The sequence below is a fragment of the Pseudomonas gingeri genome, assembly GCF_013386115.1.
In the GTDB taxonomy this organism is placed as follows: domain Bacteria; phylum Pseudomonadota; class Gammaproteobacteria; order Pseudomonadales; family Pseudomonadaceae; genus Aquipseudomonas; species Aquipseudomonas gingeri.
Map to the genome: position 1 here is coordinate 273225 of NZ_JACAOR010000005.1, position 24508 is coordinate 297732.

General features: G+C 52.7%; 24 protein-coding genes and 4 tRNA genes. 22 read left to right on the forward strand and 6 right to left on the reverse strand.

Features of this window, described 5'->3' with window-relative positions:
• The first annotated feature begins 37 nt into the window (after positions 1 to 37).
• The 20 genes from rluD to HX881_RS09330 all read left to right on the forward strand — a co-directional run bounded on the left by rluD (position 38) and on the right by HX881_RS09330 (position 19303).
• Positions 38 to 1000 (forward strand): 23S rRNA pseudouridine(1911/1915/1917) synthase RluD, encoded by a 963-nt coding sequence (rluD, locus tag HX881_RS09235; protein WP_042934227.1) that lies wholly within the window; start codon positions 38 to 40, stop codon positions 998 to 1000.
• A complete protein-coding gene (gene pgeF / locus HX881_RS09240) occupies positions 997 to 1722 on the forward strand; it encodes a peptidoglycan editing factor PgeF (RefSeq protein WP_177084050.1) in 726 nt (241 codons plus the stop codon). Before rluD ends, pgeF begins: the two co-directional genes overlap by 4 nt.
• Before the next feature lie 130 nt (positions 1723 to 1852).
• Positions 1853 to 4417: an ATP-dependent chaperone ClpB gene (gene clpB / locus HX881_RS09245; protein WP_042934230.1), complete on the forward strand. Its 2565-nt coding sequence runs from the start codon at positions 1853 to 1855 to the stop codon at positions 4415 to 4417.
• Between the two features lie 385 nt (positions 4418 to 4802).
• Positions 4803 to 4878: transfer RNA gene (locus HX881_RS09250), tRNA-Asn, on the forward strand.
• A gap of 9 nt (positions 4879 to 4887) precedes the next feature.
• Positions 4888 to 4964: transfer RNA gene (locus HX881_RS09255), tRNA-Pro, on the forward strand.
• A gap of 5 nt (positions 4965 to 4969) precedes the next feature.
• A tRNA-Lys gene (locus HX881_RS09260) sits at positions 4970 to 5045 on the forward strand.
• Positions 5046 to 5153: 108 nt separating this feature from the next.
• A tRNA-Pro gene (locus HX881_RS09265) sits at positions 5154 to 5230 on the forward strand.
• Between the two features lie 815 nt (positions 5231 to 6045).
• The gene (locus tag HX881_RS09270; RefSeq protein ID WP_177084052.1) at positions 6046 to 6834 is read left to right on the forward strand and encodes a Wzz/FepE/Etk N-terminal domain-containing protein; all 789 of its coding nucleotides are present in this window, start codon (positions 6046 to 6048) and stop codon (positions 6832 to 6834) included.
• A 36-nt stretch (positions 6835 to 6870) separates the two neighbouring features.
• A complete protein-coding gene (locus HX881_RS09275; RefSeq protein WP_177084054.1) occupies positions 6871 to 7281 on the forward strand; it encodes a WxcM-like domain-containing protein in 411 nt (136 codons plus the stop codon).
• Positions 7274 to 7738: an acyltransferase gene (locus HX881_RS09280; RefSeq protein WP_177084056.1), complete on the forward strand. Its 465-nt coding sequence runs from the start codon at positions 7274 to 7276 to the stop codon at positions 7736 to 7738. Before HX881_RS09275 ends, HX881_RS09280 begins: the two co-directional genes overlap by 8 nt.
• Complete coding sequence (locus HX881_RS09285; RefSeq protein WP_177084058.1) at positions 7735 to 8859, forward strand: DegT/DnrJ/EryC1/StrS family aminotransferase; 1125 nt, start codon at positions 7735 to 7737, stop codon at positions 8857 to 8859. The genes HX881_RS09280 and HX881_RS09285 overlap by 4 nt, the downstream gene beginning before the upstream one ends.
• Before the next feature lie 4 nt (positions 8860 to 8863).
• On the forward strand, positions 8864 to 10624 hold the full coding sequence (locus HX881_RS09290) for an ABC transporter ATP-binding protein (protein ID WP_218171633.1): 1761 nt from the start codon (positions 8864 to 8866) through the stop codon (positions 10622 to 10624).
• A 32-nt stretch (positions 10625 to 10656) separates the two neighbouring features.
• Positions 10657 to 11532 (forward strand): hypothetical protein, encoded by an 876-nt coding sequence (locus tag HX881_RS09295; RefSeq protein WP_177084060.1) that lies wholly within the window; start codon positions 10657 to 10659, stop codon positions 11530 to 11532.
• Positions 11529 to 12530, forward strand: coding sequence for a glycosyltransferase family 2 protein (locus tag HX881_RS09300; protein ID WP_177084062.1), 1002 nt, complete (start codon positions 11529 to 11531; stop codon positions 12528 to 12530). The genes HX881_RS09295 and HX881_RS09300 overlap by 4 nt, the downstream gene beginning before the upstream one ends.
• Positions 12531 to 12637: 107 nt before the next feature.
• The gene (locus HX881_RS09305; RefSeq protein WP_177084064.1) at positions 12638 to 13777 is read left to right on the forward strand and encodes a hypothetical protein; all 1140 of its coding nucleotides are present in this window, start codon (positions 12638 to 12640) and stop codon (positions 13775 to 13777) included.
• 34 nt (positions 13778 to 13811) lie between these two features.
• Entirely contained in the window at positions 13812 to 14849 is a 1038-nt protein-coding gene (locus HX881_RS09310) for a polysaccharide biosynthesis protein (protein WP_177055197.1), read from the forward strand.
• A gap of 2 nt (positions 14850 to 14851) precedes the next feature.
• Entirely contained in the window at positions 14852 to 15967 is a 1116-nt protein-coding gene (gene wbjC, locus HX881_RS09315) for a UDP-2-acetamido-2,6-beta-L-arabino-hexul-4-ose reductase (RefSeq protein WP_177084066.1), read from the forward strand.
• A 24-nt stretch (positions 15968 to 15991) separates the two neighbouring features.
• A complete protein-coding gene (wecB, locus tag HX881_RS09320; protein ID WP_177084068.1) occupies positions 15992 to 17122 on the forward strand; it encodes a non-hydrolyzing UDP-N-acetylglucosamine 2-epimerase in 1131 nt (376 codons plus the stop codon).
• 25 nt (positions 17123 to 17147) lie between these two features.
• Positions 17148 to 18353, forward strand: a complete 1206-nt coding sequence (locus HX881_RS09325; RefSeq protein WP_177084070.1) for a glycosyltransferase family 4 protein — start codon at positions 17148 to 17150, stop codon at positions 18351 to 18353.
• Entirely contained in the window at positions 18350 to 19303 is a 954-nt protein-coding gene (locus tag HX881_RS09330) for an NAD-dependent epimerase/dehydratase family protein (protein WP_177055189.1), read from the forward strand. Before HX881_RS09325 ends, HX881_RS09330 begins: the two co-directional genes overlap by 4 nt.
• A gap of 141 nt (positions 19304 to 19444) precedes the next feature.
• Here HX881_RS09330 and HX881_RS09335 read toward each other — a convergent pair whose 3' ends face one another.
• The 3 genes from HX881_RS09335 to HX881_RS09345 form a co-directional block, all read right to left on the reverse strand.
• Positions 19445 to 20746: an NAD(P)/FAD-dependent oxidoreductase gene (locus HX881_RS09335; RefSeq protein ID WP_017123502.1), complete on the reverse strand. Its 1302-nt coding sequence runs from the start codon at positions 20744 to 20746 to the stop codon at positions 19445 to 19447.
• 63 nt (positions 20747 to 20809) lie between these two features.
• Positions 20810 to 20983, reverse strand: a complete 174-nt coding sequence (locus HX881_RS09340) for a DUF3094 family protein (RefSeq protein ID WP_017123503.1) — start codon at positions 20981 to 20983, stop codon at positions 20810 to 20812.
• A gap of 67 nt (positions 20984 to 21050) precedes the next feature.
• Positions 21051 to 21680, reverse strand: a complete 630-nt coding sequence (locus HX881_RS09345; RefSeq protein WP_042934238.1) for a DUF1780 domain-containing protein — start codon at positions 21678 to 21680, stop codon at positions 21051 to 21053.
• A 135-nt stretch (positions 21681 to 21815) separates the two neighbouring features.
• Here HX881_RS09345 and HX881_RS09350 point away from each other — a divergent pair, with 135 nt between their 5' ends.
• Both HX881_RS09350 and HX881_RS09355 read left to right on the forward strand, forming a co-directional pair.
• Positions 21816 to 22514 carry an energy-coupling factor ABC transporter permease gene (locus HX881_RS09350; protein ID WP_017123505.1) on the forward strand — a complete coding sequence of 233 codons (699 nt, stop codon included), beginning with the start codon at positions 21816 to 21818 and terminating at the stop codon, positions 22512 to 22514.
• Positions 22515 to 22592: 78 nt separating this feature from the next.
• Positions 22593 to 22808, forward strand: a complete 216-nt coding sequence (locus HX881_RS09355) for a hypothetical protein (RefSeq protein WP_177084072.1) — start codon at positions 22593 to 22595, stop codon at positions 22806 to 22808.
• 5 nt (positions 22809 to 22813) lie between these two features.
• Here HX881_RS09355 and yacG read toward each other — a convergent pair whose 3' ends face one another.
• Genes yacG through HX881_RS09370 form a run of 3 tightly spaced genes read right to left on the reverse strand, consistent with a single transcriptional unit; the run spans position 22814 to position 24506 of the window.
• Positions 22814 to 23017, reverse strand: coding sequence for a DNA gyrase inhibitor YacG (gene yacG, locus HX881_RS09360; protein WP_017123507.1), 204 nt, complete (start codon positions 23015 to 23017; stop codon positions 22814 to 22816).
• The gene (coaE, locus tag HX881_RS09365; protein WP_177084074.1) at positions 23014 to 23637 is read right to left on the reverse strand and encodes a dephospho-CoA kinase; all 624 of its coding nucleotides are present in this window, start codon (positions 23635 to 23637) and stop codon (positions 23014 to 23016) included. Before coaE ends, yacG begins: the two co-directional genes overlap by 4 nt.
• Complete coding sequence (locus HX881_RS09370) at positions 23634 to 24506, reverse strand: prepilin peptidase (protein ID WP_177084076.1); 873 nt, start codon at positions 24504 to 24506, stop codon at positions 23634 to 23636. Before HX881_RS09370 ends, coaE begins: the two co-directional genes overlap by 4 nt.
• Between the last annotated feature and the right edge of the window lie 2 nt (positions 24507 to 24508).

The window sequence follows — 24508 nt, forward strand, 5'->3', positions numbered from 1 at the left end:
GCCGAAACCAAAGGCTGTGCCGACGCCTAGTCCGAGCATGTCCGATAAAATTGAACTTCGCGCAGAGGTGCCGTCCGAACTGGGCGGCCAACGCCTCGATCAAGTCGCCGCACAACTATTCGCCGAGCACTCGCGCTCGCGCCTTTCCGCCTGGATCAAAGACGGCCGCCTGACTGTGGATGGAGCGGTCATCCGCCCGCGAGACATCGTCCATGGCGGCGCCATCCTCGAGCTGACCGCCGAGCAGGAGGCCCAGGGCGAATGGATCGCCCAGGACATCGAGCTCGATATCGTCTATGAAGACGACGATATCCTGGTCATCAACAAGCCCGCGGGCCTGGTGGTGCACCCGGCTGCCGGGCATGCCGATGGCACCCTGCTCAATGCCTTGCTGCACCACGTGCCGGATATCATCAATGTGCCGCGCGCGGGCATCGTGCATCGCCTGGACAAGGACACCACCGGCCTGATGGTCGTGGCCAAGACCATCCAGGCGCAGACGCAGCTCGTCACGCAATTGCAGAGCCGCAGCGTCAGCCGCATCTATGAGTGCATCGTGATCGGTGTGGTGACGGCGGGTGGCAAGATCAACGCGCCGATCGGCCGGCACGGCCAGCAGCGCCAGCGCATGGCGGTGATGGAAGGCGGCAAGCAGGCGGTGAGTCACTATCGCGTGCTCGAGCGTTTCCGCTCCCATACCCACGTCCGGGTGAAGCTGGAAACCGGGCGTACCCACCAGATCCGTGTGCACATGGCTCACATCAACTTCCCGTTGGTCGGTGATCCGGCCTACGGCGGACGTTTCCGCATCCCGCCGGCCGCAAGCATGACCATGGTCGAGTCGTTGAAGAACTTCCCGCGCCAGGCCTTGCACGCACGCTTCCTGGAACTGGACCATCCGACGACCGGTCAGCGCATGAGCTGGGAATCGCCGCTGCCGGACGACTTCGTCTGGTTGCTGTCGCTGCTCAAGCAGGATCGCGAGGCGTTCATCGGGTGAGTGACTTCCTGATTCCCGACTGGCCTGCGCCGGCAAGGGTCAGGTCCTGTGTCACTACCCGGGCGGGCGGTGTCAGCCTGGCACCGTTCGATAGCCTGAATCTCGGCGATCATGTCGACGACGATCCGCTGGCGGTCGCGGAAAACCGTCGACGTCTCAATAGCGCCTTCGATATCCGTCTGGCCTGGTTGCGCCAGGTGCATGGGGTGGTGGTGGTCGAGGCCGATCCGGCGGTGACCGCCGAGGCCGATGGCAGCTGGACTGCGACACCGGGGGTTGCCTGCACGGCGATGACCGCCGATTGCCTGCCGGCGCTGTTCTGTGATCGTGCCGGTACCCGTGTGGCGGCGGCCCATGCCGGTTGGCGCGGCCTGGCGGCGGGAGTGCTGGAAGCGACCGCCGATAGCCTCGACGTGCCCGCCTCGGAGATTCTGGTCTGGCTCGGCCCGGCTATCGGCCCGCAGGCCTTCGAAGTGGGGGCCGAGGTCCGCGAAGCCTTTGTCTCGAGCCATCCCCAAACCAGCGATGCCTTTGTTCCCAGCCGCAACGCCGGGCGCTTCATGGCGGACATCTATGCCCTGGCCCGCCTGCGTCTGGCGGCACGGGGGATCACGGCGGTCCATGGCGGCGGCTTCTGCACGGTTTCCGATCCGCGCTTCTATTCCTATCGGCGCAGCCCGCGCACCGGTCGTTTTGCTTCCCTGATCTGGCTCGAAGGCTAGACTCTCCTGATCTGCGTCAATTGTCCGACGCTTGAAACTCCCAGAATCGACCGCATCTATAGGGGCATCTGGCAGGTTTCTTCATTCAGGTGTGTCCATCGCTCCGGCCTGCTCAAAAGGAAGGTGAAAAATGCGTATAGACCGATTGACCAGCAAATTGCAGTTGGCATTGTCCGATGCCCAGTCCCTGGCCGTAGGCCTCGATCATCCGGCTATCGAGCCCGCCCACTTGATGCAGGCGTTGCTGGAGCAGCAGGGTGGTTCGATCAAACCCCTGCTGATGCAGGTAGGCTTCGAGGTCAACAGCCTGCGCAAGGAGTTGAGCAAGGAGCTCGACCAGTTGCCGAAAATCCAGAATCCCACCGGCGACGTGAACATGTCGCAGGATCTTGCGCGCCTGTTGAACCAGGCTGACCGGCTGGCCCAGCAGAAGGGCGATCAATTCATCTCCAGCGAACTGGTGCTGCTCGCCGCCATGGACGAGAACAGCAAGCTTGGCAAGTTACTGCTGGGCCAGGGCGTCAGCAAGAAGGCCCTGGAGAACGCGATCACCAACCTGCGCGGTGGCGCGGCAGTCAATGACGCCAACGTCGAGGAGTCGCGCCAGGCCCTGGACAAGTACACCGTCGACCTGACCAAGCGTGCCGAAGAGGGCAAGCTCGATCCGGTGATCGGTCGTGACGACGAAATCCGTCGCACGATCCAGGTGCTGCAACGGCGGACCAAGAACAACCCGGTGTTGATCGGCGAGCCCGGCGTGGGCAAGACCGCGATCGCCGAAGGCCTGGCCCAGCGCATCATCAATGGCGAAGTGCCCGACGGCCTGAAGGGCAAGCGCCTGCTGTCGCTGGACATGGGGGCGCTGATTGCCGGGGCGAAGTACCGGGGCGAGTTCGAAGAGCGCCTGAAGTCGCTGCTCAATGAGCTGTCGAAGCAGGAAGGGCAGATCATTCTGTTCATCGACGAATTGCACACCATGGTCGGCGCCGGCAAGGGCGAAGGCTCGATGGATGCAGGCAACATGCTCAAGCCGGCGCTGGCCCGCGGCGAGCTGCACTGCGTCGGGGCGACCACGCTCAACGAGTATCGCCAGTATATAGAGAAGGACGCGGCCCTCGAGCGGCGCTTCCAGAAGGTCCTGGTGGACGAGCCGAGCGAGGAAGACACCATTGCCATCCTGCGCGGCCTGAAGGAACGCTATGAGGTTCACCACAAGGTGGCGATCACCGATGGCGCAATCATTGCCGCGGCCAAGCTCAGTCATCGCTACATCACCGATCGCCAGTTGCCGGACAAGGCCATCGACCTGATCGATGAGGCCGCCAGCCGCATCCGCATGGAAATCGATTCCAAGCCGGAAGTGCTGGACCGCCTGGAGCGTCGCCTGATTCAGCTCAAGGTCGAATCCCAGGCGCTGAAGAAGGAAGACGATGAGGCGGCGATCAAGCGCCTGGAAAAACTCCAGGAAGAAATTGTCCGTCTGGAGCGCGAGTACGCCGACCTGGAAGAAATCTGGACTTCGGAAAAAGCCGAAGTGCAGGGTTCTGCGCAGATCCAGCAGAAAATCGAGCAGTCGCGCCAGGAGTTGGAAGCCGCCCGCCGCAAGGGTGACCTCAATCGCATGGCCGAACTTCAGTACGGGGTGATCCCGGACCTCGAGCGCAGCCTGCAGATGGTCGACCAGCATGGCCAGAGCGAAAACCAGTTGCTGCGCAGCAAGGTGACCGAGGAAGAAATTGCCGAGGTCGTTTCCAAGTGGACCGGTATTCCGGTGTCGAAGATGCTCGAAGGCGAGCGCGACAAGCTGCTGAAGATGGAAAGCCTGCTGCACCAGCGCGTTATCGGTCAGGAGGAAGCGGTAGTGGCCGTCGCCAATGCGGTACGGCGTTCCCGTGCCGGGTTGTCCGACCCGAACCGGCCGAGCGGCTCGTTCATGTTCCTCGGCCCGACCGGCGTGGGCAAGACCGAGCTGTGCAAAGCCCTGGCCGAATTCCTGTTCGACACCGAAGAGGCGATGGTGCGGATCGATATGTCCGAGTTCATGGAGAAACACTCCGTGGCTCGCCTGATCGGTGCGCCACCGGGCTATGTGGGCTATGAAGAGGGCGGTTACCTGACCGAGGCGGTACGCCGCAAGCCTTACTCCGTCATCCTGCTGGACGAGGTCGAGAAGGCCCATCCCGATGTGTTCAACATTTTGCTGCAGGTGCTGGAAGACGGTCGCCTGACGGACAGCCATGGTCGTACCGTGGATTTCCGCAACACGGTCATCGTGATGACTTCCAACCTGGGCTCGGTACAGATCCAGGAGCTGGTGGGCGATCGTGAGGCGCAGCGGGCAGCGGTGATGGATGCGCTGGGTAGTCATTTCCGGCCGGAGTTCATCAACCGGGTCGACGAAGTGGTGATCTTCGAGCCGTTGGCGCGGGATCAGATCGCCGGTATCACCGAGATCCAGTTGGGCCGCCTGCGTGGACGCCTGGCTGAGCGCGAGCTGAAGCTGGAGTTGAGCGCCGAGGCCATGGACAAGCTGATCGCCGTCGGTTACGACCCGGTCTATGGTGCGCGGCCGCTCAAGCGGGCCATCCAGCGCTGGATCGAGAACCCGTTGGCACAGTTGATCCTGTCGGGGCGCTTTGTCCCCGGGGCGAGCGTTACGGGTACGGTGGAAAACGATGAGATCGTCTTTGCCTGAGGTCCGCGATCACTTGTAGGAACTGGCTTGCCGGCGATGGCGTGCGCAAGGACGATGCAGGGCTCATGGGCCCTATCGCCGGCAAGCGGGCTCCCACAGGATTTCGGAAAGCTTTTTTTCGGTAGGGCGTTGAACTCAAAGAAAAAGGCTTGTAAAGTGCGCCCCGCAGTACGGTCACCCCGGATTTCCCTCCCCAGGGGAATTCCTGAAAAAAGATTGCAAATCATTGTCTTGAAAGCAATTTAGGGGGTTGACAGGGTGGTTTAAGGTTGTAGAATAGCGCGCCTCAGACACACGAACGCAGCGATGCGAACGAGTCGAAGAGTAAGCTTCCAGCGATGGGAGTGAGCGTTGGATGTAAGAGTTGTAACTTGAAATATGTAGTTCCGTGATAGCTCAGTCGGTAGAGCAAATGACTGTTAATCATTGGGTCCCAGGTTCGAGTCCTGGTCACGGAGCCAATTTCAAACCGGGGTATAGCGCAGTCCGGTAGCGCGCCTGCTTTGGGAGCAGGATGTCAGGAGTTCGAATCCCCTTACCCCGACCATTTTTGGGTCGTTAGCTCAGTTGGTAGAGCAGTTGGCTTTTAACCAATTGGTCGTAGGTTCGAATCCCACACGACCCACCATTTTTGAAACCAGTTAGCGCTGGAATCGAATCTTAAGATCAGAGGCCAAAAGCGCTGATCGAAGAAGGCGCCTTTTAATTTCAAAACTAAAAGGTGCCTTTTTTTTACCGGGGTATAGCGCAGTCCGGTAGCGCGCCTGCTTTGGGAGCAGGATGTCAGGAGTTCGAATCCCCTTACCCCGACCATATTCAGAAAAAAAAAGCACCCGCAAGGGTGCTTTTTTTTGCGGTTGAATTCAATAAGTCAGGTGGGATGACAGCCTATTTATCCCATTACCCCACGTTCAAGCCTCCTTTGCTTCCGTCCTTGTGAAACATTGTTGCAGCAGGAGCACTGTCGCGTTTTAGATTCAAGTCAGGCCTTCACAGGCAACAGCATTGAAGAAATTATGGCGTTCCCGAAACCGTTTGTGATTGAAGCGAGGCAGCGGGATAATCGCATGAGGACGTGATCTCCACGGTTCGGGGAGGCGTTAAAGATTGCGATCCAGGGGCAGCGATGAGACTCGAAAGAGGCTGTCTGTGCTCTATCATTTGCTGGATGCGGCGCTGCATCACATCTTGAGAATCTATAGTTTTTCCATTTGTATCATATGGTTAGCTACAAAATTGGTATCATTCATGTAAAAGTTCTCATCGTGGGTGGCGGAGTCGTTTTTTTGATATCAGACATAAAGTCCGTATGAATCTATCGAATTAGACGAAGTGATCTGTAAGATGGAGGCCCGGCTCTCTATCATATGAGCTGCTGAGCTTGTATCGGCGAGCGTTTGATATGTGTAATCGAGTCATCGCGGGGTGGTTCGATGCTGAGCGTGACTTTTAGGGTTGGCGCCCTCCCTGCGAATAAATTGTGTCTTCAGGAGCTGGTGCCGTCTTTTTGAGCGGGTGCGTGCGAGAATGCCTCGGAGTGGGGGGGCGTTTGGCGGTCCGCCGGGCAACTCTGACCCTTCAGTGGTATGCTTCAGGTTTTGATCTGTGGAATGGAGATGCCGCGATTCATGAGTACCCAGCGTAACGAGCCAAAAACGACTCCTGAAATATATAAAATGGAGGAAATTAACTTTTCTGAGTTGTTTCAATATTTTTGGCAAAAAAAAGCACTGATATTATCATTTGTTATTTCCGGATTTATCATTGCTGCCACTGCTGCTTATTCAATAAAACCCGTGTACCAAACATCTGTATTAATAATTCCGCCTTCTATAGCTGGCCTGGGTGATCTGGTTCAGGTATCCGACACTAAAATAGCAAGGGATAGCAATGCGCTTCTGGCTCAGGCACTAGAGTTTTCGGAGGGAGCAACTGAAGTTCTCAAACGAAATCTTATGTCAGAGGCCATGGTACAGAAATTTAAAGAGAGAAATTCGCAAGCTGAAGAGTTATTGAGTATTCACGTATCAGAGGATAGGCTTCGTTGTAAAAGCATCACTTTGCCAGATAGAAGAATGGCCTGCAACAGCGTGATGCTAACGGTGAGCGGAGTCGATCGTTTGAAGCTAAAGCCCGCTCTGGATGCCTATTTGCACTATGTTGCGGCGCTTACAGCTGTGGAAATTAATGAATTTATGACTGGCATGGGACTTGTTCACCGTTATGATGAATCGGGTCTTTATCGTGTCGAGAGGGCTTCGGTGGTGCCTGATACACCGATCAGGCCAAGAAAGATACTGATTTTTATTTTGGGTGCTTTTCTGGGCGGTGCTGTAGGTGTGATTGTCGTAATTGCCAGAGATTTGTTCGGGAGAAATGAAAGTGGATTTGGCAAAAAAAATAGAGTTAAAGAATAGCGCCAATGAAAACTTTCGAATAGCGGAGCATATAAAGTGAGTCTGATCAAATGGATTGATTTCCCTAGTTTAGGTGATGAGAGAGGTGGCTTGGTTGCTCTCGAAATCGGTATGGAAAAAGCAATACCGTTTGATATCAAACGTGTTTATTATATATATCGAACGGCCGAAGGTGTCAGTCGAGGCTTTCATGCGCATCGTAACTTGAAACAAGTTGCCATTTGTGTTTCTGGAAAGTTTCGTATGGTTCTTGATAATGGTGTTGCGCGTGAAGAAACCTGGATGGACAGTCCAACCAGGGGACTGCTGATTGAGAGCATGGTCTGGCGAGAGATGCATGATTTCAGCGATGATTGCATATTATTGGTGCTGGCCAGCGAGCACTATGATGAGTCTGACTATATAAGAAGTTACAATGATTTTATAGGATTGGTCGGCTATGAGTAGTATTCATGCCCTTGCGGACGTCAAAAGTATAAATATCGGTAGTGCGACACGTATATGGCAGTATAGCGTTGTTCTTGAAGGTGCGGTAATTGGTAGTAATTGTAATATATGTGCTCATACCTTGATCGAGGGTGACGTTGTAATTGGTGATAACGTTACCGTGAAGTCTGGAGTTTTTTTATGGGACGGTACTCGAGTAGAGGATAACGTATTTATTGGCCCTAATGCTACTTTCACCAACGATTCTATGCCTAGGTCAAAGATCTATCCCGACGCTTTCCAAGGGATAACTCTTAAGGCCGGTTCGAGTATTGGGGCTAATGCGACACTACTACCAGGCATAACCGTAGGTCGCAACGCAATGGTCGGGGCGGGGGCTGTGGTAACAAAAGATGTTCCCGATAGTGCTATTGTGGTTGGCAATCCTGCAAGAATTATCAGGTATCTGGATAAATGATCAGCTTTCTTGATTTGAAAAAAATAAACTCAACGATACGCGATGAGTTGATTGAATCTTGTACTCGTGTCATCGATTCGGGTTGGTATATTGGTGGTCAAGAGCTTTCGGCTTTCGAAGAGCGGTTTGCTGCTTACAGCGGCAGCAGGCACTGCATTGGTGTTGCCAATGGCCTGGATGCTTTGAGTTTGACATTACGCGCTTGGAAAGAGTTGGGGCTGCTCAAGGATGGCGATGAAGTAATTGTTCCTGCTAATACATACATAGCAAGCATTCTTGCTATCACTGAAAATCGCCTGATACCAGTATTAGTCGAGCCAAACGCGGCGAGTTATAATCTGTGTCCTAATAATGCCGAGGCAGCAATTACCTCTAAAACACGTGTCATCATGCCGGTCCATCTGTACGGACAGTTGTCCGACATGCCCGCATTGATATCTCTGGCCCGGCGAAATGGCCTACTTATATTGGAGGACTCCGCTCAAGCCCATGGAGCAAGCCTGAATGGTCGTAGAGCGGGTAGCTGGGGAAATGCCTCAGGCTTCAGCTTTTACCCTGGGAAGAATCTCGGGGCCTTGGGCGACGCGGGAGCTATTACTACCGATGACGATGAACTGGCAAAAGTGTTGATTGCGCTACGTAACTATGGCTCCCATGAAAAATACCAAAATCTTTATCGCGGAGTGAACAGCCGTCTGGATGAGATCCAGGCCGCCATGCTGAACGTCAAACTCAAATATCTCGACGAGCAAACGGCTCGACGCAGAAAAGTTGCGCAGATGTACATGGAAGGGATCAACAATCCGGTTATAGTCTTACCATTGCCGAGTGATGCTTCTCCCTTATCACTAGACAGCCATGTATGGCATTTGTTCGTTATTCGATGCCAGCAGCGTGACCAGTTGCAGCGCCACCTAAGTGATCAAGGTATTCAGACTATTATTCATTATCCTATTCCGGCCCACCAACAACAGGCCTATAAAGAGTTTAATGGAGAAAGCTATCCGCTAACTGAAATTATCCATAAGCAAGTTCTGAGTTTGCCAATGGGGCCTGATATGACTTCGATTGAAATCGATCAAGTCATTACAGCCGTTAATAATTTTTCCTGCGAAGAGTGAATCAATGATTCAGTTGTTAGGCCGTCTTTGGAAGTGTTTTACACTTAAAAGAAAGCTGCAGTTTTTCGTAATACTCGGACTTATGGTGATCGCTTCGTTCGCAGAGGTACTCAGCATCGGTGCGATAGTTCCATTTCTGGCTGTCTTAATTAACCCCGAGAAAATTCTGAATCAGCCATTGGCCGGCAGCATGCTCAAAGCCTTAAATATAGATTCTGCTGGTGGGCTCTTGCTTCCTCTGACTGTTATTTTTGCCGCTGCCGCTATTTTTTCCGGTGTCAGCCGTTTTATTTTGATGTGGGCTCAAAATAGATTAAGTTCCGCGGTGGGGGGGGATCTATCAGGGAATGTGTATAAAGCGATAATTTATCAACCTTATAGCAAACATGTCTCTCGAAATAGTAGCGAAATCATAACGGCGATATTTAATAAGGTAGATACTGTCGTTCGTGAGTTCCTGTTTCCAGTTTTGACAATTGTTAGCTCAGTTTTTATGATGCTGGCAATACTTGTGATTGTGCTTGCAATTTCGCCCATGGTAGCATTTCTTGCATTTGCTAGTTTTGGTGGGGTTTATTTGTCTGTCGTGTTAATAACAAGGAAGCAGTTAAAAAAAGATAGTTATGAGGTGAGTGTAAGTTCTGACAGGCTTCTAAAGCTCTTGAGTGAGAGTCTTGAAGGGATTAGGGATGTAATTATTGATTCCTCCCAGAGGACTTATCGTAAAGACTTCAGTAGCGCCGATTACAAACTGCGTCGTGCAAAAGCCAATATTCAGATTATTGCAAACTCACCACGGTTCGCTATAGAGTCATTTGGTATGTTGATGGTCGCGGTTTTTGCTTACTGGCTTGCTCAGATGCCTGGGGGGTTACTTGCATCGATTCCTATGTTGGGCGCTCTGGCGCTCGCGGCACAACGGCTGTTGCCCGTATTGCAGCAGTCCTATGCCGCTTGGGCATGCATCAGTGGAGCGCAAGACTCCCTGCGAGATGTGTTGAATCTTCTTCCGCATAAGAACGATCAAGTTGAAGTGGAATCAGCGCGAATCCCCATGGGGTTTGATGATTGCCTCTCTTTGGATTCAGTATCATATCGCTATCGAGACGATGCTCAATGGGTGCTGAAAAACATCAGTTTGAACATTTCGAAAGGCAGTCGAATTGGACTGATGGGCGCAACTGGTAGTGGGAAAAGTACCTTGATTGATATTTTGATGGGGCTATTGACACCTACGGAGGGAGATTTTTTGGTTGACGGTGTTAAGGTAAGCGCAGGCAATAGTCGGAACTGGCAAGGGAACATAGCCCATGTGCCACAACAAATATTTCTATCTGATGCCTCAGTGGCTGAAAATATTGCTTTTGGGGTGCCATACGAGAATATAGACTTCGATCGTGTTCGATATGCTGCCGCCAAGGCACAGATGTCCGATGTGATCGAGTCATGGTCCGCTGGCTATGATACTCCGGTTGGAGAACGAGGCGTTTTTCTGTCTGGTGGACAGCGTCAACGTATCGCAATTGCCCGTGCTTTTTATAAAGATGCAAAAGTCATTGTTTTGGACGAGGCTACCAGTGCCTTGGACAGCAAGACTGAGCTGGAAGTAATGCGCGCCGTTGATGGGCTGGGAGACGATATAACACTGATTGTGATTGCGCATCGGCTGAATACCCTGAAAGCATGCGACACGGTCATCGAAATTGAAGACGGGATCATCGTAAGGCATGGCTCTTACGAAGCAGTGTGCGGCTCTGCCCACTAGTTATATCCAGTCTGATATTTATGGGGAGCGTTATGGTTAATAGTATTGATGGGGCGATCGAAACAGACTGCACAATCATTGTTAATTCATGTGATAGTTATGAAGATGTTTGGCTGCCATTTTTTTGTTCGTTTGTGGAAATGTGGCCGGATTGTGGCTGTAAAATAATATTGAATACAGAGCGGAAGAGCTTCAGCTTTGATGGACTTCAACTATGCACATTAGAGCTATCAGCCACCGATGCTTTACGGCCTTGGGGGTGGCGGCTGCGTCAAGCACTATCGCTTGTGGAAACTGATTTCGTTATTACCCTGTTTGACGATTTTATTTTAGAAGCCCCGGTTAATCAGCTTAATTTAATTAATTGTATTCGTGATATGAAAGAACGCCACGAAGTTGCTGTTTATTATTTTAGCAATATTCCGGGTGCTAATAACCGCGAAAAATCTCTTGAAGGGTTTGAGTTGGTCGGAAGCAGGAATGATTATCGCTTGAATTCCGCTCCTGCTATCTGGAGGGTCAAGCGGCTTATCGACTTTACGGGGAATCTTGACTCGCCATGGGCGTGGGAGTTTTTCGGTAGCGGTCGGACCTATGGTAGCGGTGATTTATTCTACTGCGCTCAAATAGGGAGGGAAAATACATTTGTCTATAATTACACCCTTGGCGGAGCTATTCGTCGAGGGAAATGGGTGTTGAATGTTATTTCCCCAGTTTTAAAGAAGTATAATATTTCGATAGATCTTTCACGGCGAGGAATCGCAAGCGAATCCTTATCTGTTGGAAAATACGGTTTAAAATGGAAATTTGAGTTTTTTGTTTTGGGTTTCAGAATGATTGGGTTCAAGGCTTTCATATTTTTATATAGGGTTTTGGTAAAGAAAATTATAAAAGGTGCTCGGCTGTGATTAAGAAAAAATTTACTTTCGCTGTTTTAACGTTTAATCACGAGCTATATATTGTTGAGCACCTTGAAAGTATAAGGTTTCTAATAGAAAGCTATGGAGATGCATATGATTTTTGCTTGATTGTTGCTGATGATGGCTCCCGGGACCAAACCATCGCTTTGGTAAATCGCTGGTTATCAGTTTATGGCGATTTGTTTTGTGACGTGAAGATCTTAGGTGATGGGACAAATAATGGCACGTGTTTTAATTATACTCGAATTTGGCCGTTGGTTGAGGGTGAGCTGTTCAAGATAACTGCTGGTGATGATGTATATTCTTGTGTGAATCTCTTCGAAGAAGCCTCGCAGTTGTCTTCGCACGATTTTTTTTCAGGGCTTCCACTGTTGTTGATTGATAGTAATATCATTGAGTCGCGATCAACGATATTTCATATTTTGGCTACAGAAATTATTTATAAGGGTAAGCCATTTATTGAGCGTTTGAGGAATATAGGAAGTATAAATACGCCAAATTTGTTTTGTAATAAGAAATTCTTGTTGAATAAAGAGCTTTCAGGTTTTATTGAGGGATATAGTGTCACTGAAGATTTTCCAATGCTGGTAAAGATTGCTGGATCATATAGTGATGTTGATTTTTATCAGTCTCGTAAGGTCTATGTTTATTATCGTCGAACATCAGGTTCGACATACCTTGTCAGAGGCTCGGATTTTGATCTGGATAAGTTGAAAGTTTTTAATTATATGCTTTCAATGGAAAAGGGGTGGTTGAATCGGTTTCTTTTGAGAAATAGAATTTACTGTTATGGTCTTGATAATAAAGCCCTAAAAACTATTCTGAATCTTAATTATTTTGCGTACTTGCTCAGGCTTCTTTTGAATGTACTTCCTGTTTTTCGGTCGGTGCAGGCAGCCAAGTTGAACGTGGAGGAACACCAGGCTCACTTCAGGTTGATTAGCGAAAGGGCGAAAGCGTTCCTGAATGGCCGTTTTGAGGTCTAAAGTAACTAGCCAGCGTCTTTTGGCAGGGCTCTCGAATATTTTTCTGGCGCGCAGGTTGTTAGGTTCGTGATGCCGCATGTATTTTTTTGCTCTTGATAGGAGGGCCTATGCCATTGTTATTGGATAGCTTGTACCTACGGTTACTGGTGCTCCTGCTGGCCCTGGCGCCACTCTTTTCAAATTATGTTTTTGAGGGCATGATTAGTGTTGGTGATGTTTTTTGTATTGTCGCATTTTTTGGGTGCCTTTTATATTTAAGATTGAGTTATTTTTTTCTTGGTGTGATTTTTAGTTGTTTTGTAGTTGTCTTTGTCTCGTTGGCTTTTTTGTTGATGAAGAGTGAGGTTTCTGCAAGTTTTTTTAGAGCTGCTTTTTTTCTGGCCTTGCCGTGTTTTTTATTGTCTATGAGGGAGGAATTGTATGCGTTTTTTTTGCGATCCTATTTATCTCTTTCATTGATTTTTTCGGTGTTTCTGGTTGTGCAAGTCATGGTTTATTATATTTTTAATCAAGGTTTTACTTTGATGTTGCCATGGCCTACTTATGAGGGTGATACGGTTGAGGTTCTTGATCATGCGATTCAGGGTTTTAGAACCGGTGGCGTTTTTAGGGAGCCGAGTTATTTTTCTATATATGTTATTCCTGCATTATTTTTTTTTGCTTTACGACGGAATTATGTAAAGCAGTTGCTCTTGGTTGGGGCGCTGGTGCTTTCAACATCTTCAATGGGGTTGGCCGCTTCTATTTTTTCATTTGCTTTTTATCTGAATGCGAGTGGCAGACTTAGAGAAAATTTTAAGAGGGTTTTATTCGCGGTTTCAGCCGTTGTCGTTGCAGTGCTTTTGCTTTTGTTTTTTCGAGATGTTTCTTGGGTGGAAAGATTTCTTGACGCTTTCGGTGAGGACGGCCCGTTGAGAGTCAGGCTTGAGCCAATGCTGTTGGCCGCTAATAATGCAGGCCTTTGGGGTGGGGAGTTTGGTTCGAGTGATACTATGGTCAATTCATTTTTTGATGGTGGTGAATGGCATAATTCAGTGTCCTATCTTTTGATGAGGTTGGGATGGCTGTTTTTACTTCCTTTTATGATGCTGTTAATTCGCTTGGGGACATTGGGGGCATTGGCATGTACAGGGTTGATTTTTTTTACCAACGCATTTTCTAATGCATTTTCGACGGTTTTTCTCTTGGCATTCTACTCAATTAACTTGCTTTGCAGCGAACAGAAGTTAAAATATTCCGTTTCTTGAGCAGTCGTTGTGGCTGAATTTACCTGGTGAGAGCATGCTTTTTAAAGACAAGGTTTTGTTGATAACCGGAGGTACGGGGTCTTTCGGTAATGCGGTCCTCAAGCGTTTCCTTGATACCGACATCGCTGAGATTCGGATTTTCAGCCGTGACGAAAAGAAGCAGGATGACATGCGCAAGCGCTATGCCAGTTCCAAGCTGAAGTTCTATATTGGCGACGTCCGTGACTATCAGAGCGTGCTGAACGCCACGCGTGGTGTGGACTATATCTTCCACGCCGCCGCGCTCAAGCAGGTGCCATCCTGTGAGTTCCATCCTATGGAGGCGGTCAAGACCAACGTCCTGGGGACTGAGAATGTGCTTGAGGCCGCTATCCAGAATGAGGTCAAGCGAATCGTGTGTCTGAGCACGGACAAGGCTGTCTATCCAATCAATGCTATGGGAATCTCCAAGGCAATGATGGAGAAGGTCATGGTGGCCAAATCCCGTAACGTTGACGAAAGCAAGACGGTCATTTGCGGTACCCGTTATGGTAACGTCATGGCCTCTCGTGGTTCTGTGATCCCGCTGTTTATCGAGCAGATTCGTGCTGGCAAGGCGCTCACACTCACCGACCCTAACATGACGCGCTTCATGATGACTTTGGCTGATGCCGTGGACCTGGTACTTTATGCATTCGAACACGGAAACAGTGGTGATCTGTTTGTGCAGAAAGCACCGGCTGCGACAGTCGAAACATTGGCCCAGTCGCTGACGGCGCTGATTGGCAAGCCTGAGCACCCAATCGAGGTGATTGGCACCCGGCACGGTGAAAAACTTTATGAGGCCTTGCTCAGCCGTGAGGAAATGGCTTGCGCCGAAGATATGGGGGATTATTTCCGTGTTCCCCCGGATTTGCGTGATCTTAACTACGCCAAATTTGTCGAGCAGGGAGAAACCAAGATATCCCGAACTGAAGACTACAATTCGCACAATACCGAGCGCCTGGATGTTGCTGGCATGCAGAGATTACTGTTGAAATTGGACTTTATGCGTGCCATTCAACGAGGCGAACACGCAACGCCTGAGGAGTGAGCATGAAGGTCCTGATCACTGGTGCTAATGGGTTTGTTGGCCAGAATCTCATTGCGCACCTCAATGAGCGCGCCGATATTGAGGTACTGCGTTTTACACGTGATGACCCAAGAGACAGCCTGCCGGACTTGGTAAGGCAGGCGTCCTGTGTCTTTCATCTCGCTGGCGTAAATCGGCCACAAGACCCTCAGGAGTTCCGCATTGGCAACACTGATCTGACCAAGGCATTGTGTGAGGCGGTCAAGGCTTCAGGTCGGCGGATCCCGGTGTTGTATGCGTCATCGAGCCAGGCGGAACTGGATAATCCCTACGGCAATAGCAAGCGTGCAGCTGAGCAATTACTATTGGCACTTGCCGAGGACAGGGTGCCTGTACATATTTTCCGTCTGCCAAATGTTTTCGGTAAGTGGTCTCGTCCTAACTACAACTCTGCGGTGGCAACCTTCTGCCACAATATTGCCCGTGACTTGCCTATCCAGATCAATGATCCAAATGCTCGTATCAACCTCGTTTATATTGACGATGTGATCCGCAGCTTTGTCGCTCTGATGGATGGTGAGCGGAGAGGCACATCATTCGTCAGTGTCGAACCACAGTACACCATCACGGTAGGCGAGTTGGCCGAACAATTGAACGCGTTTCGGAGCAGCCGTCAGACGCTGATCACCGAGCCCGTAGGGGTGGGATTGGTTCGAGCGTTGTATTCTACCTATCTGAGTTACTTGCCGCCGGAGAGCTTTGCTTATAGCGTTCCCAAGTACGGGGATCCGCGTGGCGTCTTTGTGGAAATGCTCAAGACTCGGGATTCCGGGCAGTTTTCTTTTTTCACCGCGCACCCTGGAATCACACGTGGCGGGCACTACCACCACTCCAAGACAGAAAAATTTCTGGTCATCCGGGGGAAGGCCTGTTTTCGTTTCCGGAATATTGTTTCAGAAGAGTTTTATGAGCTTTTCACTACTGGGGAGCAGCCACAGATAGTTGAAACTGTTCCGGGTTGGAGTCACGACATCACCAATGTTGGTGAAGATGAAATGATTGTCATGTTGTGGGCCAACGAAATTTTTGATCGTGAACATCCGGATACTTATACGCGAGATGTTGGCACTGAAGCCTGAGCGTAGCATGCAGGAAAGAATGCAATGAAAAAATTGAAAGTTGTTACTGTTGTCGGGACCCGACCAGAAATCATTCGTTTGTCACGTGTGATGGCAAAGCTCGATGAGTACTGTGAGCACGTATTGGTGCATACAGGGCAGAATTATGACTACGAACTGAATGAGATTTTTTTCCAGGATCTGGGTATTCGAAAACCCGATCACTTCCTCAATGCCGCAGGTGCCACTGGTGCCGAAACTATCGGTAATGTGATCATTGCCGTGGATCGTGTGCTGGCAGAGGTCAAGCCCGAGGCGTTGTTGGTGCTTGGTGATACCAATAGCTGTATGGCGGTTATCCCGGCCAAGCGTCGCAAGATCCCGACCTTCCACATGGAGGCAGGTAACCGCTGTTTCGACATGCGGGTTCCAGAAGAGATCAATCGACGGATTGTCGACCACACAGCGGATATCAATCTGACATATAGCAGTATTGCTCGCGACTACCTACTGCGTGAGGGGTTGTCACCCGATACGGTTATCAAGACCGGTAGCCCAATGTTTGAAGTGCTCAGTTATTATCGCGAGGGTATTGAGGGCTCTGACGTGCTGCAGCGCCTCGGACTGGAGGTCGGGAAATTTTTCGTGGTCAGCGCCCATCGTGAAGAAAATGTCGACTCCGACAAGAGCTTTCTCAAACTGGTCGATATTCTCAATAATGTAGCTGAACACTATGGCCTTCCCGTGATAGTTTCTACTCACCCGCGTACGCAGAAGCGTGTGGATGCCATGGGGGTGAAGTTTCACGAGAATGTGCGCTTGCTCAAGCCGTTGGGATTCAAGGACTACAACAAGCTGCAACTTTGCTCCAAGGCAGTATTATCCGATAGTGGTACCATCAATGAAGAGTCGTCGGTTTTGAACTTTCCGGCACTCAATATCCGAGAGGCTCACGAACGGCCTGAAGGAATGGAAGAGGCTGCGGTGATGATGGTAGGCCTGGAGGTCGAGCGTGCCATGCAAGGACTTCAGATCTTGGAGTTCCAGGCTCGGGGCGAAGAGAGGGGGCTGCGCCTGGTGGCCGACTACAGTATGCCTAATGTGGCAGAAAAGGTAGTACGAATTATCCATAGCTATCGTGATTATGTGATGCGTACCGTTTGGAAACAGTACTGAGCCTTGGTGAGTTGGTGAGTCTGAAATGAACAAGGTTTTTGTAGTTTCTGAATATGTTTATTCGGCTCAAAACTCTACAGGCTATTTCTGGTCAAAGGTTATTGATCGGGTCGGATTGACTTACGGAGGGGTCAAAGTCATTGCTCCTGTTTCAATAGCTTCGGAGAAAAGTAAAAGTGCTGTCTCAGGAGTCGAGTACGTCGAGTTTCAGTCGGTAAACTTCAATAAAAATCGACTTTTTTCGCGGTTACTGGGACAGCTTCAGTACTGCATTCGTTTTTTGTATCATATAGCCCGTCACGTTCGTCGCAATGATGTAGTTCTCTCCGGAACCAATCCGGCTCTTTTACTCATGCTTCTCCCTGTTCTGAAGTGGCTGCTTGGATTTCGTTGGTGTTTGCTGGTTCATGATGTTTTCCCTGAAAATCTTGTTCCGGCAGGAATTTTGAAAAAAAACAGCTTGATATACTCAATATTATCCTGGTTATTTTCTATTATCTATTCGCGAGCGGATCATATTATTGTTATTGGTCGCGACATGAAAAAGCTCGTTTCAAAAAAGATAGAGGCTCGTGTAGATATCACAGTTATCCAGAACTGGGTAAGTGATCAGGATGTGGTATTGGAAGCACGTGATAATTCTGAGCTGATAGATCGGTTGGGTTGGAAAGACAAGGTGGTCTTTCAGTTTTTTGGAAATATCGGCAGGGTTCAAGGTGTAGATAACCTTCTTGCGGCTATCCGTTTAGTGTCAGATCGACGTGCGGTATTTCTTTTTATTGGCGATGGTGCAGCGGTTGAGACTCTCAGGTCTTTTATAGAATGCAATGGACGACATGATGTTGCATATATCGGAACTGTCAGTCAGAGTGAAAAGAGCAAGGGTTTAGCTGCTTGTGATGTGGCGTTGATCACCTTGGAGCAGGGAATGTTGGGGTTGGGGGTGCCAAGTAAAGCCTATTTTTCCATGGCGGCAGACAAGCCGTTATTAGCCGTCATGGACAGTCAGGCTGAAATTGCGCAGATGATAAATGATGATTCGATCGGATGGCATTGTGATGCCTCTGACCCTGTAGCTCTCGCCGCTCTTATTGATCATGTCTGTCAACAGGATTTGACACTTATGTCTGGCCGCTCCCGAAAGGTATTACAAGATAAGTACTCGGAGGCTAAAGCACTCGAAAAATTCATTACCTGTATAAATACCATTATGAAGGTGCGACCCTCATGAAGGTTTTAGTCACTGGTGCCAATGGTTTTTTAGGACTTCAGGTGGTGCAGGCTTGCCAGCAAAGAGCGCTGGAAGTGATTGCATGTGTTCGTTCAATTGAGGCGTTACCCTCACCTTGGGTGAAATCGCCCGACTTGGGACCGGGAGCTGACTGGACTCTGCTGCTTGAGGGGGTTGATACCGTTATTCACACTGCCGGTATTGCCCATCGTGTCGGACAACAAGGGGCGGAGTTGCGCCGTCTCTTCGAGACAGCCAATGTAGAGGGCACGGTGGAGCTTGCTCGTCAGGCTTTGGATGCGGGAGTCAGACGTTTCATTTTTATCAGCTCCATCGGTGTTAACGGCACAGCTACCCTGCCGGGCTCGAGTTTTTCCGAGTCCTCGATTCCGGCTCCCGGAGCTGATTATGCTATTTCGAAGTGGCGAGCAGAGGTGCAGCTGACGTCCTTACTGGACAATCGATCGATGGAGTTGGTGATTATCCGGCCACCCTTGATTTACTCTGGACGGGCCCCCGGAAATTTTCAGCGGTTGCTCAAGTTGGTGGCGAGTGGGGTGCCCTTGCCTTTTGCTTCCATAGAGAATCGGCGCAGCATGGTCGCGTTGGAGAATGTGGCTGATTTTATCGCTCATTGTGTCCAGCATCCTCGTGCTGCTAACGAAGTCTTTCTGATTTCTGATGGTGTTGATGTGTCCACACCGAGCATCATCAATTATCTGGCTGATGGAATGGGCCGCAAGCCTCGCTTGCTGTTCGTGCCAGACAAACTGTTGCATTGGGGGGCCAGGTTATTGGGAAAAGAAGCGATTTATAGCCAGCTGTGCGGGTCATTGGTTGTCGATTCCAGCAAGGCGCAGATGTTTCTGGACTGGAGGCCGCTCATTACTCCTGAATATGGATTGATAAGGGCTGGCTTGGAATTTCAGGTCGCTGACAGCCGTAATTGATGGAGAGTCCTGTCTGATAAAAAATTGATGAGTCAGCCGCCACTAGTGCGTCGACGTTTATAAGTGATGCCCCGGGGAAATGCTGGCGCCCAGTAAGCAAAGCCATATGCCCTCACGTTGCTCGTGAGGGCACACGATCTATCAGTGCAATTTCAACCGCGGATCCGTCCCACGCCCGATCCGGCTCCCCAGCATCAGCATCAAGGTACGGAACGTGCCATACAACGCCATCTGGTGCATGCGGTACAACGACACGTAGAACATCCGCGCCAGCCAGCCCTCCAGCATCACGCTTCCCGTCAGGTTACCCATCAGGTTGCCGACGGCGGAGAATTTCGACAGCGAAATCAGCGAGCCGTAGTCGGTATAACGATACTCCGGCAAGGTCTTGCCTTCGATTCGCAGCTTCAGCGATTTGGCCAGCAACGACGCCTGTTGGTGCGCGGCCTGTGCCCGCGGCGGCACATTGCGGTCGCTACCCGGCTGCGGGCAGGCCGCGCAGTCGCCAAAGGCGAAGATGTTTTCGTCGCGGGTAGTCTGCAGGGTCGGCAGCACCTGGAGCTGGTTGATGCGGTTGGTTTCCAGGCCGTCGATATCCTTAAGGAAACCTGGCGCGCGGATCCCGGCCGCCCAGACCTTGAGGCTCGCCGGAATGATCTGACCATCCGCGGTGACCAGGCTTTCGGCGGTCACTTCGCTGACCGAGGCGTTGGTCATGACCCGGACGCCGAGTTTCTCCAGGGTTTTGTGCACCGGTCCGCCGATCCGCTCGGGCAGGGCGGGCAACACCCGTGGTCCAGCTTCGATCAGGGTGATATGCATGTTTTCCGGCTTGATCCGGTCCAGGCCATAGGCCGCCAGCTCATGGGCCGCGTTGTGCAGTTCGGCGGCGAGTTCCACGCCAGTGGCGCCGGCGCCGACGATGGCCACGCTGATCATTTGCTCGGGCGCGTCGATGTTCCCGGCATGGGCGCGCAGGTAGTGATTGAGCAGTTGCTGGTGGAAGCGCTCGGCCTGCTTGCGGGTGTCGAGGAACAGGCAGTGCTGGGCGGCGCCTTGGGTGCCGAAGTCGTTGGTGGTGCTGCCGACGGAGATCACCAGCGAGTCATAGGCCAGTTCGCGGGCCGGTAGCAGTTCCACGCCGTTTTCATCATAGGTCGCGGCCAGCTGAATCTTTTTTCCGGCGCGATCGAGCCCACTCATGCGCCCGAGCTGGAACTCGAAGTGGTTCCACTTCGCCTGGGCAACATAATTGAGTTCGTCTTCCGAAGAGTTCAGGGAACCGGCGGCTACTTCATGCAGCAGCGGTTTCCAGATGTGCGTCAGGTTCGCGTCGACAAGCACGATGCTGGCCGTTCCGCGTTTACCCAGGGTCTTGCCCAGGCGGGTCGCCAACTCCAGGCCGCCGGCGCCGCCGCCAACGATCACGATACGATGGTTCATGGGGATATCTCACAAGGCTGAAGGAAATCTGTGCTTGCGTTATCCGGGCGAGCGCGAGGCAGCTCATAGCGCCAGATAACTCAGGAGGCGGCTCAACAGACCCAGGCCGATCACCACGACCAGCACTACCACCAGGAGCATCCACGGCCGGAAGGGCCGGCGCTCGACTTGGTGCTGGGAAAGCTGCAGGTACTGTTCGACATGCTTCTGGTCGTCCGGGTTCAGGCGGCTGCTCATGAAAGGCCTCGTCAGGTAGACGTAACTGGATAGGTAAACGCTACAGGATAGGAGCTTACACCATGGCTCACAGACTGATGCCGACATCGAAGACAATGCTGCGTCCCAGGTTGCCGCGCAGGAAGTCCGGGGCGTCGGGATGGGCGAACAGGACCCGGGCGAAAGTCGGGCCCACCAGCGACAGCGAGCGCCAGCCCTGGCGCAGGTATTCGGTGGGTGGTGGGAAGTGGCTGTTGAGGTCCAGCACTTCGCGTTTCAGGCTGGCGAAGGCGATGATGTCCAGCTCGCCGAGGTCCAGGCCGCGCTCCTTGTAGTTGTGGGCTTTCTTGCGCAGGGTCGGTGCCAGGCGTTGCAGCAGCTCCGAGGCGGGGATGCGCTTGGGCCTGGCCTCGCGGCGTACCAGTTGGCTCAGGGAAAACGCGCTGCGTCGGCGCTGCAGTTCTTCGCGCCATTCATCGTTGAGGCGGCGGCCTTCGTCGAGGACGAAAAACACTTCGAAGCACGCATCGCGAAACAGCACGTCCGGTGGTTCCTGGCCGGCGGGGTGGAAGTCTTCGTTACGGTAAGGCACGTTCAGCCCTTGCAGGAGGCGCTGGCAGACCCAACGCTCACGCTCCCATTTGCGGGCATTGGAAAGAAACGTGTTGGCTTGCTCGGCCTGGATGGTCAGCAAGCGTAAGAAGTCTGAGTCGTCCATGGCCCAAGCTTAGCGTCGAAACCATGACTGCTGGAAGTGGTGTACGGATTTTGTCGGGGCGGGCTGTCGCGAGGCTCGGTGTAGACTGTAGGACCTATACGGACGGGGAGTTCCGGGTGTGACGGAGAGGTCCTTATGATCGGCGCGCAATTGCTGTCGCCCGAGAGCCTGATCATCGGCTGGCTGGTTTATCTGCCGGTGCTGCTGTGGGCGATCTGGCGTTCGCCCTGGGTCGAACTGTTTACCGACAGTCGGCGCCAGCACCTGTTGTTCGGCACGGTATTCGCGTTGTTCCTGCTCTGGCTGGTGCGACGGGATTTCGATACGGGGGTGTCCTACCACTTTATCGGCCTGACCGCGGTCACCCTGTTGCTGGACTGGCCGCTGGCGATCGTCGGTGGGTTGGTGGCGCAGCTCGGCCTGGTGCTGCTCGGACGCCAGGACCTCGCCGCGTTGGGAGTCAATGGCGCGCTGCTGATCCTGCTGCCGGTGCTGGTGACCGAGGTGTGCGCGATGGTCGTGGAGCGCGCACAACCGAAAAATCCCTTTGTGTATATCTTCTGCTCCGGGTTTTTCGCCGCCGCCCTGGCGGCACTCCTGTGTCTGCTGGCGAGTCTGGCGCTGTTGTGGTTCGACGGGCGTTTTGCGATGCCGGAGTGGCTGGAGGATTTTATTGGCTACCTCTGGCTGATCATTTTTCCCGAGGCGTTTATCAACGGCATGGTGATCAGTGCGTTGGTGGTGTTCTGTCCTGAATGGCTGGAAACCTTCAACCGCACACGTTATCTATCGGCGCCCTGGAAGGACAACGAACCGCCCGGTGGCTCTCGTTGACCGGCAGCGTTGACCTGCATCAAATACCGGTATCCGGCTCACCGCCATGCTTCGTGAAAACAACCGGAGGTGGTCGGCATGAGTGTGTACGAATGGGCGCGTCAGGAAGTACGGGCCAGCCTGGAGGCTGCGCACACGGCGGGTTTCGAGCCTGGGCTGGGATTGCGCGCCTTGCTCAGCGCGGTGGTGCAGCAGAGCAAGGCGGTGCGCAGTGCCGAGGATCTGGCCGACGAGTTGCAGTTTCTCGCCGAGAACCTCGATGAGGGACAGGACTACAGCTTTATGCGGCCTTGATCAGTTCAGTGGGCACGCGGTGGCAGATCGTCGGAGAACAGGTCGTCCTCGGCATCCGGGCTGACGGGAATCTTGTGTTCCTCCGAGGCCCAGGCACCCAGGTCGATCAGCTTGCAGCGATCGGAGCAGAAGGGCCGGTTGGTATTGGTCGCGCTCCATTCCACGGGGGCGCCGCAGGTCGGGCATTCGACGGTCAGGGATTGGCTCATGATTGGCCTCCACGCAAAGTAAGGTAAAAGGTGTGCAGGCGTTCGACTTCGCTGTGCAGCCAGGCGAGGTCGCGGTCGTTGACCAACACATCGTCGGCCAGTTTCAGACGTTCTTCGCGGCTGGCCTGAGCCTTGAGGATCGCCTGCACCTGTTCTTCGCTGGTCTGGTCACGCAGCAGTGTGCGCTGGACTTGCAGTGCCTGCGGCGCGTCGATGACCAGCACGCGCTGGGTCGTTGCATATTGGCCCGATTCGATCAGCAAGGGTGAAACGAGGATCGCATAAGGCGATTGTGCGCGGGTCAGGTGGCTGGCGATCTCCTCGGCAATCAGCGGATGCAGCAGGGCTTCCAGCCAGCGCCGTTGTCCGGCGTCTGCGAAAATCAGCTTGCGCAGGGCACCGCGGTCCAGCTGGCCGTCGGCTTGCAGCACGCCAGGGCCGAAGTGCTCGGCGATCTTCAGCAACGCCGGGCGACCGGGTTCCACCACCCAGCGCGCTGCGTGATCGGCATCCACGGCATGGATGCCGAGGTCGATAAAGTGCTGGGCCGCCGCGCTCTTGCCGCTACCGATACCGCCGGTAAGACCGAGAATCCAGGGTTTTGAAGCAGCTTTGGTCATTTGAAACCGGCAAATTGCAGATAAGAAGTGGTTATTTGACCACCCCAGAGCAATGCAATCCACCCGGCAATCGCCAGATAGGGACCAAAGGGGATTGGCGTCGAGGTTTGGGCATTGCGCAGGCGCAGCAGAATCAGCCCCAGGATCGCACCCACCAGGGATGACAGCAGGATGGTCAGCGGCAGGATTTGCCAGCCACCCCAGGCGCCGAGCATCGCCAGCAGCTTGAAGTCGCCGTGGCCCATGCCTTCCTTGCCGGTCAGCAGCTTGAACACCCAGTACACCGACCACAGGCTCAGATAGCCGGCGACAGCGCCCCAGAGGGCGTCGCCCAGGGAGGTGAAGACCGCGAAGTGGTTGGCGATCAGGCCCAGCCACAGCAGCGGCAGGACCAGGGCGTCAGGCAGCAGTTGGTGGTCGGCGTCGATCAGGCTCATCGCCAGCAGGCCCCAGGTCAGCACCAGCATCAGGCCGGCGGGCCAGCCGAAACCGAAATGCCAGGCGACAAAAGCCGAGAGCAGACCGCAGGCCAGTTCGGTCAGCGGATAGCGCTTGCTGATGGGCGCCTTGCAACAGGAGCATTTACCGCGCAGCAGGGCATAGCTGATCAGTGGCAGGTTTTCCCAGGCACGGATCGGGTGGTTGCAGTGCGGGCAATGGGAGTGGGGCAGGAGCAGGTTGTAGGTCGCAGCGGGCTCTGGTTGTGGCAGGCCCAGGACTTCGTGGGCCTGGGTACGCCAATCGCGCTCGAGCATCTTCGGCAGGCGCCAGACGATGACGTTGAGGAAGCTGCCGATGATCAGGCCGAGGATGAGCGTGAATAAAACAAAGGCCAGCGGGTGGCTGGCCAGGAAGTCGGGTAGGGGCATGT